This window comes from Legionella sp. 39-23 (genome assembly GCF_001897665.1).
In the GTDB taxonomy this organism is placed as follows: Bacteria; Pseudomonadota; Gammaproteobacteria; order Legionellales; family Legionellaceae; genus Legionella; species Legionella steelei.
In genome coordinates, this window is record NZ_MKTO01000009.1 from 137,773 (window position 1) to 155,919 (window position 18,147).

Genomic DNA, 18,147 nt, shown 5'->3' on the forward strand with positions numbered 1-18,147 from the left:
AAGGGATTTACTTACTCTCACCCATATGGGTGAGAGCATCAATTCTAATGGGTTCTCTCTTCAATCAACAAAAGAGGATATTCCTAACTTTTTTGAGGATGAGTGGTATACCATTTTTCCCCGAGGATGATTTGCTCCCACCATACCTGCATTTTGGATTCATCCATTTCTTGCCATGCAACAGGGTGTAATACTAATGCATCCGCCATGCGTTTGGATAAATCATACATTGCAAGACGTTTCGGGAGAGCATCTTTTTCCCATGCAGAAATTGCTTGTTGGATATCCTCATAGGTCTCGAAATGCTCACGAAGACTCAGTGCATCTTGAATAGCCAAGGAAGCGCCATTGCCTACATGAGGGCGTAAAATAGCGCTGGCATCACCCAATAAAAGTGCTCCTTGAGTGGCAAGACGATTGACGCAGACATCAACAATGTTCTGCATAAAAGGAGCAGGGGTATCGAAGATAATTTGTGCCGCAGCCTCAGGCAAGTTATCTTGGGCTAATTGATACAGATGTTGTTTTGCTTTAATAGAAAAGTCGTTTACAGAGGTTGAGCCTAAGTCTTCTAGATCTGTACGTGCTAATTTTTCGTAGAAAACCCAGTTTAATTTGTTTGTTTGATGGTGATATACCGGATAAGTTAATAAGTGCCCCTTATCAAAACAGTAGTAAAGTCCCTGATCGTTGAAAAGTGTTTTATCTTTAATTCGTTCAAACTCCAATGTACCACGCCATGCAACATAACCTGAATATTCAGGTTGGACATCGGATATCAATGCTCTTCCAATGGATTGGACGCCATCTGCAAATACAATTAAATCGAAGCGTTGCTTTTCACCGGACTCTAAAGTAATTTGCCCAGCATTGCCTTCGTTAAGTTGCACATCGATGACTTTAACTCCATGGTGATATATCGAGTCGGGTATCCTTTTTCTGAAGTTTGTAAATAAAGTATCCCAGTGCAAGCTGGCCATGGATATTCCCTGCTGCCATAAAAATTTACCATAAACTGGCTCATTATCGGTTTTGCAATAAAAACTACGCATCGTGCACGTGTGCGATAAAGTGTTTTTATCAATAAGATTTTTGGCAATTAACAGATTTAACAATTCGATAGGAAGCGTAATCCCCGCGCCACGAGACTTTAAATCATGTGCTCGCTCAAAAACAGTGACTTGAAACCGGTCTTTCAATAATAAGGCCAAGGCACAACCTGCGATGGAGCCTCCAATAATAGCAACGTTCAATTATAATTTCTTCCAAGAAATTGAATACATATAAGGGATTATATAAAGTAAGCCAACAAAATCAATAAAGACCGATTAAACGTACAGGTGCTTCAGTTAAATCAGCAATTTTCATGGGTAAAACCATACTATAGGCACCTGAGGCAGGTAGTTTTGTTGCGTTGAAAATATTTTCTACAATATATTTTTTATTTTCCAGCATCAGTTGGTGCACGATATAATCATTTTCTGGCCTATCTGGAGACAGGGTATCGATACCAATACCTGCACCATTTCGCTCAAGTATTAATTGTGCCGCTTCTTCACTAACACAGGGAAAAATTAAATTATTTCGGTATTGCTTGGCATCATGCCAGTACTTTTCCCAGCCAGTATAAAAAATGACAAATGTATGTTCAATAATTTTTCCATGCACTTTCTCGAAGTTCAAAATGTCTTTTCCAGTAACGGTATAGCGTTCATGCGAGTGATAACTTACATCAATAACCACACAGTGAGTAATTAAATGGTGGTTTAAAAGATCGAGTTCAGCCACATAAAGTCCATTGCGGATGCAATGGGATGGTGCGTCAATATGAGTGCCAATTCCTGCAGGCATACTCATTTCCTGGACCTTAAAGTGTACTGCTGTAGAACATTCATCATAATCCAGAATGGTTTTATGATTAAAGCCACAGCCAATATCCCATGAGGGACTCTTTGTTGAGAGCGTATGAGTCAAGTCAATGATTTTAAAAGGAAACGTCATTTAATTCTCTAGAAAACTGGGTACTTTATTTTTTGTCATAATTTTGCAAAAAGCAAAAGCTTTTATTGCACCCTGGCTACAATCGATCCCTGATGTCATGTAGTATAATAATGAACAGATAATGTCCATGGAATTAGGAAACATGTCATGTTCACTCAACCTGCACTCAAATCTGATTGTTCACCAAGATTACTCATGATTAAGAGACAGTTGTAGCCTGGCTGCAAGCAACCAGACTACCTTTCTTACGTATACAGTATAATGGAGTTAAAAATGAGCCACAAAGCGCAAAATTCCATTAGTTCCTTGAGCTCGATTTTTAGCATCTTGCTCAGAATACACATTTAAAAAGACGAAATGATTTTTACTAAGGCTGTATACCATTCCTGGACCAATCGCCCACACACTTTCTTTACGACCAGGAACCCCAACACCATTTGCCAGGGTATCGGTAATTTGATTGAAAAAGTAGCCATTCACACCCACAGTAAATTTTTCTATTATTGCATAACCTACGGCAATATCGGCGAAAACAGCTTGTCCTGCTTGCGTGGTATGGACATTGGGGCCAAAGGAAACATTAGGACTATGATTCACTCCATTCCACAGATAATGCAGTCGTGCCGAAGTGGATAATTTGGGTGTCATCCACAATGTAAAAGCCCAGTAGGGATTTAGAGACCAAAAGTGACTGCTGGGGTTAATCGCATTGACACTGCTGTATCGTCCTATGGGCATAATCACGTCTAGATCGAGACGCATAACGAATAACGGTCCTCTTCCATCTTTGCGCATAATTGGATCAAATTGCAGAGCAGGGCCAATCCACAAATCACCAGGACCACTTTCAGCTTTTAAGACGGTATTATCCAAACCATCATTTACATAGTCATTTACTACCCATGGTAAGAGTACGGATAAACCTAAGTTCGCCCCGAAAATTTTTTTTGTAGACACATAAATAAACTGAGTCACGTTCGCAACAACGTCAAGATCAGTACGCGGCAGAGACAGTTTATTACCATTTTTGTCATTAAAACGATTGGACGTATAGTATTGAAAATAATCTTGGAAGTACAAACCGGGTCCTGAGGGCGGGCCTCCATCATAAAAACTGGTGTAGCCCAGATTCACAACTGGCTCATCATAAGCCAGCGCTGATGATGTGACGCATAGGATTGCTAAACTAAAACAAGAATGCAGTATTCTTTTCCATTGCATAAAAAATATCCTTTCTAAATCAGTCATTAGTTGCGGTGTATGATAGATCTTTTGGAGCGTCCATCCAGAAATCAGCTGAGTGTTACCTTGATGCTTATTGTACGGGAGTTTGTCAGGATTCACCGACTTTTGCTAGAGCCCGATCCTGAGCACTTATATATTTATTTTTCATAACTAAGGATACTCTTAATTGTTAATTAAATTATGTCTGATTTATTGAAGAAGAACAATATGAGTAAAAACAACTTTCTCATAGAAATCAATAAGTAAACCTTAGTTTTTAGAAGCTTTAATAAGAAGAGCCTCATAGAGCAATTTTAAATTGATCCGAGTCCTATTCTCCATAAGTTTTGCTTGTTAGTACTATAATTAAATTATAAAAATAAAGAGCTATGGGGATAAACGGACGAAAGAGATGAGAACTGTTGTAGTTACTATTGTGCGGCCAGGTAAATTTAATAATCCACTTACTACCAATATAGCTGTTACTTTTGATGATAATCCTTTTGAATTTCTTGATGAACGTAATAAACCAACGGATACAACTACAGAACAAGCGCAAGAGCTTGAAGCGGATCAAGTATGGAAGCTGCCCCTTAACCACGTAAAAGTATGGGGGGCTGGAATATAAAACATAATCCAAAACCGTGCTGCTCAACTCCATTGTTATTACGAAATGTACCTTTGCTTACCAAAATCATACCAGCTTTTTCGGGCACGCACACGTTCACGTTAATCAGCGTAGTAACTGTATTTAATTGTGTTTCTTATGTATTATTTTTGGAGGATTTTTTTAAATAAAACATACAGGAGGTACTTATGTGTCGTAGGGGCTATACAAATGTTTTTATTGCTATGTCATTGGCTTTATTGATTATTCCATCTTTTTCCTCTGCAGCACAAAAATCGAATCTTCGCGGACAGCGTTATTGTGAGATTATTTATAGTAAAAACCTCATGGATTATGCCGTCTATAACACCATCGGACTTAATGATTGCCCACAAGACATTTGGAGTAAAATAACACCCGAGAATGTGCAAAAAGAAGTAGGTACTCCACATGTCCATTTCAATGGTCCTCGCTATTGGATGATTGATGGAATGCAAAACTCCGATTTGGTAAATACTAAGATTAAAAAATTTAATGGACTGGCAATGCGAGAAGCCGGAGTAATCCATATTAGTTTAAAGGACTTATTATTAAATCCTGCCTATGAACAACGAAAAGTTGCTCGTAAAACAACTTGGGTTTATGACGCTGGTAAGCCTGTTTTTGAGCTCATCGATCCCCAAGGTAATGTATTTGTTATGCAATCCTATAGTGTTCAAAAATTACCACAAACACAACAATCCCTTTCTCAGCTCGGTTCAAGGCTTACTTTACCTCGCAAATGGCAATTTAAAACAGGTGTTCTTAAGAAAACAGAAATGGTACAAGCTATTGATAACATGGCTGTAGTTGTGCAAGATAACTTTTTAAATACGTATCAAAAAGCAACGCATGATTTGCTTGCGGATCAAGCCTCATAACAGGTGTTTTGATGAAGTCGGGTCTATGTGCTACGACTTGTTCGCGGCACATAGACGAGAGAATTATAGAACACGTCCTACTTATTTATCACTTTAATGGGGAAAGGAGGAAGTTCTTCATGAGCTTTTAAAAAGTTGGTTATCTGCTCTCCATCCTTAACTGTTGCGGATGAGTACATACCAGTCGTACAGGTATCTTTAGTGTATGTATCGGTAACAATCATGTAAGGCCCTTTATTGCTGACTACGGAGCATAAGCATGTCGCTTTTGTAGGATCTTTTTTATCAATGACACAAGGACTATCCAAACACCAAGCCCAAGGACGATCGTTTTTGCACACTGCATAGGATTTAATAGGATAATAGCGTGATTTAACGAGTTGTCCTTTATTGGTTTTCATGACACCAGAACAGGGTTTTGTGCCTACTGAGTATCCATCTTGTACGCTGCAGTGGCAAGAAACCCAACCTTTTTTTCCGCCAGGTATTGGATTACATGGTGCCGTAGTACATAGGGCAAATTTACTTTTACACAGCTTAAAATCAGAATTTTTGGCTGCTAAAGGAAAACTGAGTGCCAATAATAAGAATAAAAATAGATTCTTTTTCATGATCAAATGTCCTTATTGTTAATTTTACTTCCATACTAGAATTTCTGGTGATTTACGAGGTACCGCAGGCGGTTCACTTGCTGGAATACCAACAATAATTGGCGCAATTGCATTGATATCAGAGGGAAGCCCCAGTTTTGTTTTCCACTCTGGAGTATTTAGCGCTAAAACCGCAAGACCAATAACACAAGTGCCAAGCCCTTGTGCACAGGCAGTCAGCATTAAGTTTTCAGCAGCCAACCAACAATCTGCGGCGACAAAAGGGCCATGGTATTTACTGTAAATAACAATAAGTGTACTTGCATTGTAAAATGCATGAAAATCAGGGTTATTCACGAGCTCTTGCAGATGCTTCATTTGTATTTTGGGATAATTATGAGTTTCAGTGTAAATCAATGCTTTCACGCTGTTCGATAAACTGTCCAGCATCTCTTGGTCTTGAATGACAACAAAGGACCAAGGCTCTTCATCCATAGCCGTAGGTGCTTGCACTGCAGCATCAAGCAATGAATTAATAACTGTTTTATCTAGTGTATGCGAGGTGTAATTCCGTACAGCGCGACGCTTATAAATCGCTTCAATTTCGCTCATCAAAGGTTTTTCTTCCTTAGTTTTCTTTGAAGTAGCCATACTTTCCTCCAATTAAACTCCATAACCTATTTAACCGCGGCTCTAATATGATAACCGCTCTTAGATAATAGGGGGTTTTTCATCACATCAAATAATTCCTTTTATGGTTCTTAAAGTCTGGTTCATCTTCTTGCTTTGTCAAGTTCATAAGGCAACTCCCTTCTAGGCCTTTATTGAAAAAATCATGTGTCATTCCCACCCTGTGCGGGAATGACAAAGATGCAGTTTGGTCATTATCATATTCTTTCAAACTATTCATTCAACAACGCCCTAACCCTCCCACAAGAAGCGAGATGTTTGACTATCTTGGCTTAATAAGAGAGCGTTTCATGACGTTCCAATTGAGGCTTGAATTGATTGTTACTTTTTACTGCTTGGTGAAATATGGAATAGTAACTCAGTAACGTATTCGGTGAATCTTTTGGCATGCCTAAAGCTTTGAATGCGTCAGTAGGTATCTGCTTCTCTGGATCTTTACGGATATCACGTATTTCAATAAGATCAGCAGTCACATTATGGGCATCAGACTCTGTAGTACCTTGTAAGCGTCTTCCTTTAGTAGAAAACTGTGCCAAATGAATTAATTCCTGTGGATTTTCAGAGGTCACTTCGACTCGTTCTAATCTGGATATAGCGTTCGCAGCAATCGCATTGGTTGCCGTTGCTTTTAAATGTTGTAGTAATTCCTTGTTTGGTTTCTCAGCATAACTGTTTAAGTCTTTCTTCCATGTCTTTTTAGCGGCATCATCTTCAGTTCCTGAAAGCAAAGACACATGCATTGCAATCGTCTTATCACCATTTCCTACTTTAAACCAACTTGTAAACCTACCTAAGTATTTTAAGAATGACTTGCCATCGCCACGACCTGATGTTTGAGGTTTTACAACGGTTAAGGCTTTACGCTCTGCAGGAATTTCATTATATGCAGCTGCAGGATTCATATTCCAATTGGTGAGGTAAAGTAGCGGTGTAATAATCAAAAATTTAATTAACGGTTGAAGTGCATAATGTATTATTTCCTTAATTCCAGGAATTAATTTAGCGAAATTAAAAAGAGCTCCTAAAATAGGTAATTTGTCAGTAACCACATTAGCCATAGTACTCAACGTTCTGTCACAAAACAGATTAACTTGGATGCCTTGGGGATAGAGATCAGAGCGATAATCTTGTAGCTTTTTGGCTGTTGCTGCTGCGGTAGCTGCACCAATTGAAAATCCAGTTAGTTCAATATGGCTAGGGTTTACTCCTTTTTTAAGTAGAGCGACCACCTGTGCAAAAAGGGCATTAACTAAATCATCTTGACTCATTGTGATGCTGTCGCTGCCTTCCACGCCAGGATGGTTATAGGTTATTGTTTTTAATTCAGGATGGTTAATGCTTAATTGAGCCAATTCACCAAAAAAACGACCACAATTTCCAGCATTTCCTGAACAATGAATACGATAATACTGATCTTCTGGAGCTATTGTCTCAAATTGTGTGCTTGCAAAACTAAATGTTTCAAGCGTCACATTTCTGCCAAAATCGGTTTGATATGGAGTGTGGGTGTATTCTGTAATTAATTGATCGACTTGCTTAAATTGGTTTGCTTTGGGATTTTTATTGAACCAATCAAGCCAGCTTGACCTCTGTTCAACAAGTTTATCCAGGTGGTTTTTTTGAAAATCTTGATTGAAAATTTCTAATGCGGTTCGAGAATCTTTACCTGTTTTTCGTGCGATAAAACCTATGATTGATTTTAAGCCAGGTATTTTTCTTAGTGTACTAAGTGTTTGGGCTGGAAAAATGCCACTCGCCATAAAAAGCTGTGTGGGTATAAATAAAAAGATACGCCCAGCATTTCTTAGCCATTGAAACGATGATGGTGCATGAAAATTCTCTTCTGCAAGCGATTTTTTTCGAGCTTCAGCTACTGAATTACCTGGCATAATGATAAATCCTTACAATGTGTAGCAAGTTTCAAAAGTAACAAGTTTTGAGAAAACGAATTATACTGCAGTTATACTAAAAGGACAATAATTAATCAATTGACATGAAATGTTCGAGAAAAATGTTTTACGTAAACGGAGGCGCTTCCAAAAAAGGCGTAGGTTGGGGCTGATAAGCCCAGTATTTAACTTCCAAATCATTTTTTTGATAGTGTAAATTAATTAACAAACGCTGGACTTAACAGCCCAGCCTACGCCAATTTGGAGAATGAGGATGCGTTACATGTACCCAGAACCATTAAAACCTGGGGATACCATTGGCTTGGTTACTCCGTCGAGCCCCATGGTACCTGGTTTGTTGGAAGTCGGTATTTCCTATTTAGAACAAAAAGGTTTTCAAATAAAGTTAGGAGAACATGTGAACGCTGTAGATCGCTTCCTAGCCGGAGAGGATGAGTATCGAGCTAAAGACATTATGCGTTTTTTTATGGATGATGAAATCAAAGTGATTATGGCGATGGGAGGAGGTTATGGATCACAGCGTATACTCCCGCTTCTTGATTATGAATTGATCCGTTCTCGGCCTAAATATTTAAGCGGATTTAGTGATACTACTGCGTTACAAGCCGCTTTATTTAAGAACGCAGGAATTATTTCCTGTTCTGGTTTTGTATTTGGCGATTTGGCTGCAGGTAAACTTGATTCTTTAATTGAGCGAACGCTTTGGGCGTGCCTAAAAGGAGAGTCATTTCAAATCAAAAAAGGGCAAACCATGCAGCCAGGTGCGGTTAAAGGAAGACTAGTTGGCGGGAATCTGGAGTCTTGGATTGCATTAATGGGGACGCCTTTTCAACCGGAAGTGAAAGACTGCATTTTATTACTGGAAGATGTCGGTGCTGAACCATATCAAGTCGACAGCCGTCTCTCCCAATTGGATTTAGCTGGAGTTTTTACCCAAGTTGCCGGAGTTATTTTTGGGCAATTTGCGCGTTGTACTGCAAAGTATTTTCCAAAACGTGATGGAACAGTTGATGATGTGATTGAGGAGTGGGCATTACGCCTCAACGTTCCCTGTATTAAGAATTTTCCTTATGGACATTTTTCCCGACGCTGTGTGTTACCGCTGGGTAAAGAGGTTTTTTTGAATGCCGATCAATATAGCCTAACAGTATGCTAAATGAATCTTATCAACACCTGTGTTTTGCTGTACAATAAGTAAAAATGTTGTTTGTTTTGTGGTGCTTTAATGTCGTTTTTTGAAACAGTAGAACAGATTCGCTCACAGTCAGCTCAGACAAATGAACACCAACAGTCTGCAAGACTTTTCCAACTTCTGGAGACAGCCTATTTAACGGAAGTTAATAGACTTATAAAACAATTAAATGTGGCTCAGAGTGAGCAGCTTCAGCACATTTTACGTATGCTTCGCGAAGCAGATAGACTGTATCTTAATGCGCGAGGCATGGAAATTACTGGCCATATTTTATTTAGTCGCCATGGACAGTGCAGTATTTGGGATCAAAAGAAGCTGGGTGTAAGTCCTAATACAGCGATTTCAGAAGAAGCGGAGCGAAATATGGCAAAAACGAATCGCTCCAGTGGTGCTTTGTTATGCTATGCTCCTCAAGAACATCCTCCGTTGATTGCTGTTTCGCCAATGAATCGAGCGATGCAAACTGCTGGTTTGGCGACTCCTTTGGAAATTAAGAATGCAGACATCAGGGTTTTGTCTTTTTTAGCAGAAAACAGTATTGCACCATCTGGCTATGATGTTCGTTCCGTCGCTGATATGCAGGAGTTATATAACCAGCTTTCTTTTTGGACTTCTCCGATTAGAAAACTTCTGTTAAAACTTGCCATCTGGACTTACAGTGATCGAGACTTTGATTTGCTTTATGAAAAAAGAAAGAGTGCTGCGGAAAAAATACAGGAACACGGCAATAAAATCCTTTCTAATAGTGATAAACCGGATGTTTGTCAGGACCTAAAGTATCATGGTGATAAAATTAAGGATATTCGAGCACTGATTGATACTGTAGATCAGCGAGATTGTTGGTTGTTTGGACATGGAAAGAATTTTTGGGCTTTTTTCCAAGATGTTTTTGGCATGGAATCCGCGTTTGACTACGCAGAAACACGCAGAGTTTATAAGACCAATACCCAAGGTAACTCTTCATTGTATACCCCTCCCTATGTTTTAGTCATTAATCAAAAAACTGGAGTAATAGAAGGGAAATATACTGGTGAGCCTAGGATACCGCGCCAAGAAAAATCATCACACGTTGAACATGTATCTCCGTCTGGAGAAGAAAGTTCCCCTGATGTATCAAGAGCGATGACTCAGCTTGGAAACCCTGTTGTACAACAACAAGAAGGATCTAGCAAAAAAAGTACCTTAAAACCGTCAGTACATTTTGTAAAACAACCACATATAGAAACAGAACATTATGTACATAGCGTAACGCCTTGATAAATATTTCAAGCGCACGAGCATGCACGTTTACGTAAACGTGCATACCTTTTATCTCGTCAACATATAAAAAAAGTTAATCTACTTTTGATTGTCCTTTTCTTTTAATTTTATTTCTTAGCTTGACGGCTATGGGCCTTGGTCGGACAAAAATTTAGACAACAATGTATTATTTATTCGTGCATGCATATGTTCATATCAATAAGTCCTCTTACGTGTTGAGGTGATACATGATACAGTGGTTTTTAGTTGATAAAATGAACTTTGGATATTATGTTTGACGCGATTATCTTTGATTTTGATGGGGTTATTTTAGACAGTGAACCTATTCATTATGAAGCATATTGTCGTGCACTTAAGCCATTAGGGATAACAATAAGTTATTCGGAATATATGGCGCACTACCTGGGCTTATCTGACAAAGACATGCTCCCAAAGCTGCTTCACAATATGGGGCTGAGATACTCTGAAGCAGAAATTCAACACCTGATTCAGCAAAAAATTGCCGCCTATACACACATTATTAATACCTGTGAACCCTTACCATTGATTGTAGATTTTGACCAGTTTCTTTTTAAAATTGCTCTTAAGGTAAAAAAAATTGCTATTTGCAGTGGCTCCAGCCGTGTTGAGATAAACACAGTACTTTCTAAAGTTCGGCAGGGAAAATTACATGCTTATTTTGATGCGATTGTTACTGCTGAAGATGTGCAGGTTGGGAAGCCGTCACCTGAAGGATATTTATTAACTGCAAAACGTTTGGATGTTGCTCCTGGGCGTTGTTTGGTTATCGAAGACACACCCTACGGAGTAAAAGCTGCCAAAGCAGCAGGTATGCAGGTGATTGGTTTGATGACTACTTATGATCGACATCAATTTTTAACTGCAGATAAAGTGATTACGGGTTATAGGCAGTTATTGTCCAGAGTTTGGTAGTAGAAAAGCCCTATTTGGCGCATATTGAGCGAAAATCTGACTTTTCTATAAGGATTCTTTAATTTGTTATCAGATTACTTATCAGTTTTGCTACAAGCATTTAAGAGATAGAATTGTTCTATTGATTTGCTAACCAGTCTTCGTAGGTTAAGGCGAAACGAAAATGATCACACCATACGCCATTTATTTTCAGGTATCTTGGTGAGAAACCTTCTTTAAGAAATCCATTTTTAGTCGCTAAATGTATGGATGAGATATTAGTCGGTTGAATGTTGGCTTCGATTCGATGCAATTTTAAGTCTGAAAAAATTTCTTTTAAAACCAGTTTTAATGCCTGGCTCATTAAGCCTTGACCCGCATGGGTTACTGAGGCGAAATAACCTAAATAAGCACTTTGAAACACCCCTTGCACGATGTCACTAATGTTAAATATACCGATAATGTCCTCGTTTTGATTTAATGCTAAAAAACATCGGCGATCTTCTTGTAAAGACTTTTGTAAATAAGCTTGAAATTCCTCAGGGGTTTGAGGAGCAGTAACAAAAGGGTAATGAAAATCACGGCTTTTTTGCATGCTCAGGAGAAAACGAGCTTCATCGAGGTGATTTAATCGACGTAGATGTATGGTGTTTTGCATAAATAGAAACGTTTGGGAAAGAAGTCATTTTATCATGAACAGGAATGAAACATAAGGGAAGTCTTAATTTGAAACGTCCTATTATTTGGGATAAGATCGCGCGAAAAGTAACAGGGGTATTGTAGTCATGCCACTAATTGTTAATTTGTCATCCATTCATGAGTTACATCCAACAAGTACATGTGTCCAGGCATTTAAAGACATTTGTGATCAATATTCTAAAAAAGGTTCTTACTGCTGTTCCAGTTTTTTTCAATCGTGGACAAACTCAGCCTGGCTTATGTATCAATTAGCTATGAATGACTCTAAATTAATTCAGCCATATCGCTTAGGTAAACTCACTACAGAACAATTTCTCGAGCGTTTATTGCAAATTTTCTCTTTTCTTAAGAATGTAACTCCTAAAAAGGGTGAAATGGAGCGGTTGCAGAGTAAGCAGTTGTATTCCACAACTTTTCCAATGATGCTCCTAGAAGAGGCGTGGAATTCACAAGTTGGTTGGGATGCGGCAAAAGCGGGTTATCTCCCCGCATTAATTCGTGAAGCAGAACGACGTGATGAAAAAGAAGAGAAAGCTTCAGAGTCTCAGCCTAAACCTAAAATGGATCCTATTTATTTCATAGCTAATACCAATGAATTGCATGTGCTACAGATTCTCAATATGTTGCGAAAAGAATATCCAGACCTCAATTTTTATCGGGATGTGGATGTCCGCATTAAAGAAGATAAAACCCCTATTGAAATTGCACCCGGTATATTTCTTTGCCTGTCTTATCGCTACCAGCTGTTTAAAACCCAGGATCAAACGCAAACGATGAATCCTAGTTCAACCATGTCGTTACTGAATTATTTGGTTACTAAGCAACTTAAAGACGTTCCCGTTTCTGAGTTGCGTGTGATTAGCCAACACCAAGCTGATTTAGTTGAAGCGTTGCGAGTGGGTATTGATGCAGATCATATGTATCAGGCAAGTGATTATTTTGCAGCACAAACTACAAGTTTGAAAAAAACGCAGTAACTATATGAGCTGGCGTTTTCGTATGGTGTTATTCCTTTTCCTAATAGGGAGTTCAACGAGTATGGCAATGGATATCGTTACTATAGAGCAGCCGGAATACCGTCAGGTTCTGAAAAATAAAGCTCAAGAAATTCAGTTTCCTTTAAGTCAAGCAGATAAAGATTTAATTACTGCTATGAAAAGTAAATTACATGGATTGGGTGGGGTTGGTTTGGCTGCACCTCAGGTTAATTTTTCACGAAGAATTATTGCAATTTATATTCCTGAAGAGGCGACCTTACTGCGGGATAATGTGAAAAAATTCTATCCCATGCATATTATGATTAATCCAAGTTACGAACCAGTGGCCGGTTCTGGGGTGAGTTCTGATTTTGAAGGGTGTTATTCTGTGTCCAGCAAGTCTGGCAAAGTTCCTCGTTATGAGCAAATCACAGTGAGTTACTATGATGAGTCAGGTCAGTTGCATCAACAAATTGAAGAGGGATTTTATGCTCGGGTTTTACAGCATGAAATCGATCACTTAAATGGTTTTCTAATTCTTGATAGGCTAACTGCTGATTGTGTCCAAGGTTCTGTGGAGGAAATGATGGCTTTGCGACGAGCATCATTACCTCCAGGAAAAAGAATTATTTTTGATCAGGTTATGGCGAGAAAAGCAAAGAAGTAGCGAAGCAAATGTAGGCTGGGCTGTTAAGCCCAGCGTTTGCTGAATTAATTTCTTATGCCCCCAAATGCCCATTATAAAACTCATCACTGTACCCCAATTAACAAGTAACTTATCCGTGGTGTTCTTAAGAAAGAAACTAATTGGCGTTGTTTCATGCTGGGCTTAGCAGTCTGAGGTAGCCCCCTTTTTTTAAACAATAATATGGTGTTTTTAATAGACATATTGCTTACATATAGTGTCATTCCCGCACAGGCGGGAATCCATCTCTCAAACAAAGGGAAGTATTAATTTTATGGATAGATTCCCGTCTGTGCAGGAATGACAAGAATTAGAGGGATTCATTATAACCGGCGTTACTTTTTAAAAGCTCAGCTAAATTTTGGGCAGGCAGCTGCGCTTTTGCTTGTTGATAACCTGTTTCGATAATTTCGTCAAATTTTTTAAAATCCAAAATGCCGTATTTATCTACTTTTAAAGTGATGCCGCAATCTGCCATGGCCATCATTTTTGCCGTATTTTGATGAGAACTGATGGTTAAGAGCCTTAACACTAACTCACCTAAACTAAGGGGTAATATTGACTCTTTCCCCATGAATTTATTGTAGAGCAATTTCCAGCCAGAAAGTGAGTAGGGCAATGGGCTCAGTTTAAAGAGTGTATTGTTGTTAATATTGGAGGCAATAATCTTACTGCTGTGTGAGTACTGTCTCATGACATCGGTGGGTATATTATTAAGTACCCCACCATCAATAAGTAGTTTGTCATTAAAAGATACCGGAGGATAGATAAAGGGAAGAGAAATACTAGAGCGAATGGATTCCCATAATAATCCTCTGTCATGGACATATAAATTTTTGCTCACTAAATCTGTGGATACACAAAAGTAGTTCAGCCATAAATCTTCAATTTTACTGTTTTCACCATAGAGCTCGATCAAACTGTCTGTTGCTCTTCTTCCGGTAGCAATTGCAATATATGGGAAGGTAAAATCAATTTTAGTTCCTTTGATCAAATAATTTTCAACCAATTTCATGAGCTCAGCTGAAGAATATCCCATAGCAAAAGTGGCAGCGAGCATCGCGCCCATACTTGTTCCGGCAATATAGTCTACAGGTATGCCTCGTTCTTCTAACAAACGATAAACTCCTATATGAGCAAGACCTCTGGCGCCGCCACCGCTGAGAACCAAAGAAATGGTGTTGTCAGTAAAGATGCGCATCATTCGTGAAATGCCTGCTTCGGTGTTACTGCGAACATGGAAGTGGGAATTTACATTTCGTTTTTCTAACCAATTTTGAGTATTCAGAGGTGGGTTTGCTGTCTGGTGTAGCAGGACTAATACGTTGCGCTTGACAAAATTATGCTGCATGCTTAATGCATATTGTTCTACTTCAGATAAGTTAACATCATGTTCTTCTGCGAGTGCTAAGTATGCAATTGAATCGGCTTGGCGTACACAAAATTTGGTCCAATTCGTTATCTTTTCATCAGCCAAGTAAAAAATAAAGGAGTATTCCTTTTCGAGTTGGTTAATCCATAAAATCCCTTCATTGCTCATGTTTCCATGTACATCCAGCAGGTCTTTTTTATCTTTCAAATAACTACTGGTTAATAAAAGAATTTTTTCTCCATAAGAGAAGCGGAAAATCATTTCTTGTAATTGAAATTCTAGGTCGGATATTGGCCCTATAGGTACCAGGGCGATGGATTTATTACGTGATGCCGTTACAGGAGTCCCTTGCAATGAGTCTGTTAATCGTTTAATCGTGAATTGGGTTATTTTATTTAAAAGTTCTGGATATGATTTGCATAATTTCAAAAAGTTCTTTTTTGATAATTTTAAGATAATACTATCACGCAGTGTGTACACATTAGCAGAACGGGGTAAATCAGACAAAAGCGCCATTTCACCGATAATTGCTCCTTCCTGTAATTCACCTTGAAAGGTCACATTCCCGTCTGGGTCTGTTACTTGATAGTAAAGGCGTCCCTTAATGAGAATGTAAAGGTCATTCAATGTTTCTCCCTTTTTAATCAAAAGGGAATCACCAGTTCGAGATTCTATTTCCAAAACACGAGAAAGTTTTAAAAGGCATGCTGAGCTCATAAAACTAAAAGGCTCATGATTCTTAATGAACTCATAAATCTCTTTTGGTGTGAATAAGGGATTATTCATATATATCGTTATAATTTATTATATTAATTATTTTGATTATAGACATTGTTTCACCTAAGAGTGGTGAATCTTATAACAAATAATAATTCTTAGGTAATTCAATGAGATATTCTTTAATATAAGACAAAAGTTGGTGAAATGCTCATATTGCTCCTTATCTGAGTGGCAATCGATACAAATTTTCACATAAGCACGACAAAGTGTGAGTTTTTAAGTAGAAGTGATTTAAAGGAAAACCATTATTTTTCAAAGGTAACTTGACAAAATTAAAAATTACTTTCTAAAATGCAATTGGCTAAATTATATTTTGCCTATTGCTTATAACTAACTCTAAAAGGAATTAAGTAAATGAATAAATTACAATTAACAGGCGTTGCTCTTGCAATTGGTGCTGCTTCAATGTTTGCTATTGCTCCTGCTTTCGCTGCTGATGCTGCTTCTGGTATGGTTAAATGCCAAGGTGGTAATGCATGTAAAGGCCAAGGCGCTTGCAAAGGTGCTGATAACGCTTGTAAAGGTCAAAATGCTTGCAAAGGCAAAGGCATGAGCGAAATGTCTAAAGAAGATTGCCAAAAAGCTGGTGGTACTGTTGTTCAATAATTCTGATTGAGTATTGCGTTACTCCAGGCATGCATCGCATGCCTGGTCCACATTTTCCCCGGATATAATACATGGATAGCTCAAAATATAAATTAGCCCCAAAAATGCCTTTTCTAGGTTTTGGATTGGGATTACGACCTGATTATTATGAAGAAATCTTGACGCAAAAACCTAATTTGGATTGGTTTGAGATCCTCACCGAAAATTATATGGTTCCTGGTGGAAAACCACTATACTATCTTGACCAAATAAGAGCCCACTATCCCATAGTGATGCACGGTGTTTCTCTCTCGTTAGGTAGTACTGACCCTTTGGATAGAGAATATTTAAAGCAACTGAAAGAATTAGCAGCACGGGTCGAACCAGCATGGGTTTCTGATCATTTATGCTGGACAGGGGTTAACGGAATTAATGCCCATGATTTATTGCCTATTCCCTATACACGTGAGGCGGTAAATCATGTTGTTTCACGAATTCAGCAGGTTCAGGATTTTTTAGGACGCCCCATTTTAATCGAAAATGTATCTAGTTATCTGACTTACAAACAATCTGAAATGTCTGAATGGGAATTTATATTAGAAATTGTAAGACAAGCAGATTGTTATATTTTACTAGATGTAAATAATATTTATGTGAGCTCCGTAAATCATCAGTTTAATCCTATGGATTATATTTTTTCTATGCCCGCTGAGCGCATAGCTCAGATCCATTTAGCTGGTCACTCGGATCATGGTAATTACATTATTGATACACATGATGCTCCTGTCATTCAACCCGTTTGGGATCTTTATGCTGCAACATTGCAACGCCTGGGCCCTATATCAACGATGGTTGAACGAGATGATAATATGCCTCCCTTTGCTGAGCTACTTGCAGAAATAAATCATGCAAGACGAATTGCAGAATCTATTTTGATTGAAGAGGTGCTTGTATGACCGAGCTTGCACAGTTACAAAATCAATTTCAAAAGTTTTTATTATCAGAGCACAGCGAGATTCATGATTCTATTGTGCAAACTGAATTGGTTTCAGTGGATACTCGCTTAGGTATTTATGGTGATGCCTATAAACTCAGATTGATTGAAAGTTTGAGCACAAGTTTTTCTGCCTTGTATGCTTATTTAGGCACGGAGGAATTTAATAAGTTGTCGACTTATTATATTGAGGCACATCCTTCGTGTTATCGCTCCATACGTTGGTATGGGGATTTATTGCCTGAGTTTATAAAGCACAATTACCCACAGTATCCCTATTTGGCTGAGCTTGCTGATTTTGAATGGAAAATGTGTTTGGCCTTTGATGCTGCTGATACACCGGTAGTACGAGTTGAAGACATGGCTGTTGTTCCTCCTGAAGCCTGGGCTAATTTACAATTTGTTCTTCATCCCTCTCTACAGCGAATTAATTATTTTTGGAATGCAGTTTCTCTTTGGCAAGCCCTAACTTATGATCACGAGTTACCTGAATTACAGCAAAATGAGGCATTCACTCCTTGGGTTTTATGGCGTGCACCAGAATATATGCTCCAATTTTATAGCTTGTCTCAACAAGAAGCTTGGCTTTTGGATGGTGTATCACAAGGACTATCTTTTGGTGCTCTTTGTGAGGGGCTCTGTCAGTGGGTAACACCTGAGGAAGTGGGGATGACTGCTGCTTCTTATCTCAAGGGGTGGATTCAAAATGGTATGCTATCGCAATTATTGATTGCGGATTAATGTCTACC

The 18,147-nt window shown here is 38.5% G+C and carries 18 protein-coding genes; 10 read left to right on the plus strand and 8 right to left on the minus strand.

What is annotated here, in order from left to right; genetic code table 11:
• Positions 1 to 83 precede the first annotated feature (83 nt).
• From BGO44_RS05060 to BGO44_RS05070, 3 genes are all read right to left on the minus strand, one after another.
• On the minus strand, positions 84 to 1,253 hold the full coding sequence (locus BGO44_RS05060) for an FAD binding domain-containing protein (RefSeq protein WP_273198822.1): 1,170 nt from the start codon (positions 1,251 to 1,253) through the stop codon (positions 84 to 86).
• 61 nt (positions 1,254 to 1,314) lie between these two features.
• Entirely contained in the window at positions 1,315 to 2,001 is a 687-nt protein-coding gene (locus BGO44_RS05065; RefSeq protein WP_273198819.1) for a cyclase family protein, read from the minus strand.
• A 267-nt stretch (positions 2,002 to 2,268) separates the two neighbouring features.
• Positions 2,269 to 3,222: a SphA family protein gene (locus BGO44_RS05070; RefSeq protein WP_273198816.1), complete on the minus strand. Its 954-nt coding sequence runs from the start codon at positions 3,220 to 3,222 to the stop codon at positions 2,269 to 2,271.
• 415 nt (positions 3,223 to 3,637) lie between these two features.
• Here BGO44_RS05070 and BGO44_RS05075 point away from each other — a divergent pair, with 415 nt between their 5' ends.
• Positions 3,638 to 3,853: a hypothetical protein gene (locus BGO44_RS05075; protein WP_273198813.1), complete on the plus strand. Its 216-nt coding sequence runs from the start codon at positions 3,638 to 3,640 to the stop codon at positions 3,851 to 3,853.
• A gap of 188 nt (positions 3,854 to 4,041) precedes the next feature.
• The gene (locus BGO44_RS05080; protein WP_058512052.1) at positions 4,042 to 4,752 is read left to right on the plus strand and encodes a hypothetical protein; all 711 of its coding nucleotides are present in this window, start codon (positions 4,042 to 4,044) and stop codon (positions 4,750 to 4,752) included.
• A gap of 77 nt (positions 4,753 to 4,829) precedes the next feature.
• On the opposite strand, the gene BGO44_RS05085 is transcribed toward BGO44_RS05080, so the two are convergent.
• The 3 genes from BGO44_RS05085 to BGO44_RS05095 form a co-directional block, all read right to left on the minus strand.
• Positions 4,830 to 5,363 carry a hypothetical protein gene (locus BGO44_RS05085; RefSeq protein ID WP_058512053.1) on the minus strand — a complete coding sequence of 178 codons (534 nt, stop codon included), beginning with the start codon at positions 5,361 to 5,363 and terminating at the stop codon, positions 4,830 to 4,832.
• Positions 5,364 to 5,387: 24 nt separating this feature from the next.
• On the minus strand, positions 5,388 to 5,993 hold the full coding sequence (locus tag BGO44_RS05090) for a nitroreductase family protein (RefSeq protein WP_273198810.1): 606 nt from the start codon (positions 5,991 to 5,993) through the stop codon (positions 5,388 to 5,390).
• Positions 5,994 to 6,304: 311 nt separating this feature from the next.
• Positions 6,305 to 7,921, minus strand: a complete 1,617-nt coding sequence (locus BGO44_RS05095) for a type IV secretion protein Dot (RefSeq protein ID WP_273198808.1) — start codon at positions 7,919 to 7,921, stop codon at positions 6,305 to 6,307.
• Positions 7,922 to 8,195: 274 nt separating this feature from the next.
• Between BGO44_RS05095 and BGO44_RS05100 the strand changes: the two genes are divergently transcribed.
• The 3 genes from BGO44_RS05100 to BGO44_RS05110 all read left to right on the plus strand — a co-directional run bounded on the left by BGO44_RS05100 (position 8,196) and on the right by BGO44_RS05110 (position 11,327).
• Positions 8,196 to 9,098, plus strand: coding sequence for a S66 peptidase family protein (locus tag BGO44_RS05100; protein WP_273198805.1), 903 nt, complete (start codon positions 8,196 to 8,198; stop codon positions 9,096 to 9,098).
• A 69-nt stretch (positions 9,099 to 9,167) separates the two neighbouring features.
• Positions 9,168 to 10,391, plus strand: a complete 1,224-nt coding sequence (locus BGO44_RS05105; RefSeq protein ID WP_273198803.1) for a histidine phosphatase family protein — start codon at positions 9,168 to 9,170, stop codon at positions 10,389 to 10,391.
• Between the two features lie 273 nt (positions 10,392 to 10,664).
• A complete protein-coding gene (locus BGO44_RS05110; protein WP_058512058.1) occupies positions 10,665 to 11,327 on the plus strand; it encodes an HAD family hydrolase in 663 nt (220 codons plus the stop codon).
• Between the two features lie 118 nt (positions 11,328 to 11,445).
• Here the strand turns inward: BGO44_RS05110 and BGO44_RS05115 are convergent, their stop codons facing one another.
• Positions 11,446 to 11,964, minus strand: a complete 519-nt coding sequence (locus BGO44_RS05115; RefSeq protein ID WP_058512059.1) for a GNAT family N-acetyltransferase — start codon at positions 11,962 to 11,964, stop codon at positions 11,446 to 11,448.
• 127 nt (positions 11,965 to 12,091) lie between these two features.
• On the opposite strand from BGO44_RS05115, the gene BGO44_RS05120 reads away from it, so the two are divergent.
• The gene (locus tag BGO44_RS05120; RefSeq protein ID WP_058512060.1) at positions 12,092 to 12,982 is read left to right on the plus strand and encodes a hypothetical protein; all 891 of its coding nucleotides are present in this window, start codon (positions 12,092 to 12,094) and stop codon (positions 12,980 to 12,982) included.
• Positions 12,983 to 13,043: 61 nt separating this feature from the next.
• The gene (def, locus tag BGO44_RS05125) at positions 13,044 to 13,649 is read left to right on the plus strand and encodes a peptide deformylase (protein ID WP_273198799.1); all 606 of its coding nucleotides are present in this window, start codon (positions 13,044 to 13,046) and stop codon (positions 13,647 to 13,649) included.
• A gap of 328 nt (positions 13,650 to 13,977) precedes the next feature.
• On the opposite strand, the gene BGO44_RS05130 is transcribed toward def, so the two are convergent.
• Positions 13,978 to 15,825: a patatin-like phospholipase family protein gene (locus tag BGO44_RS05130; RefSeq protein WP_058512062.1), complete on the minus strand. Its 1,848-nt coding sequence runs from the start codon at positions 15,823 to 15,825 to the stop codon at positions 13,978 to 13,980.
• A 348-nt stretch (positions 15,826 to 16,173) separates the two neighbouring features.
• Between BGO44_RS05130 and bufA2 the strand changes: the two genes are divergently transcribed.
• The 3 genes from bufA2 to BGO44_RS05145 all read left to right on the plus strand — a co-directional run bounded on the left by bufA2 (position 16,174) and on the right by BGO44_RS05145 (position 18,139).
• Positions 16,174 to 16,425 (plus strand): BufA2 family periplasmic bufferin-type metallophore, encoded by a 252-nt coding sequence (bufA2, locus tag BGO44_RS05135; protein WP_273198798.1) that lies wholly within the window; start codon positions 16,174 to 16,176, stop codon positions 16,423 to 16,425.
• A gap of 71 nt (positions 16,426 to 16,496) precedes the next feature.
• Positions 16,497 to 17,360, plus strand: a complete 864-nt coding sequence (bufB, locus tag BGO44_RS05140) for an MNIO family bufferin maturase (protein WP_273198795.1) — start codon at positions 16,497 to 16,499, stop codon at positions 17,358 to 17,360.
• A complete protein-coding gene (locus BGO44_RS05145; protein WP_058512065.1) occupies positions 17,357 to 18,139 on the plus strand; it encodes an HvfC/BufC N-terminal domain-containing protein in 783 nt (260 codons plus the stop codon). Before bufB ends, BGO44_RS05145 begins: the two co-directional genes overlap by 4 nt.
• Positions 18,140 to 18,147: the final 8 nt, after the last annotated feature.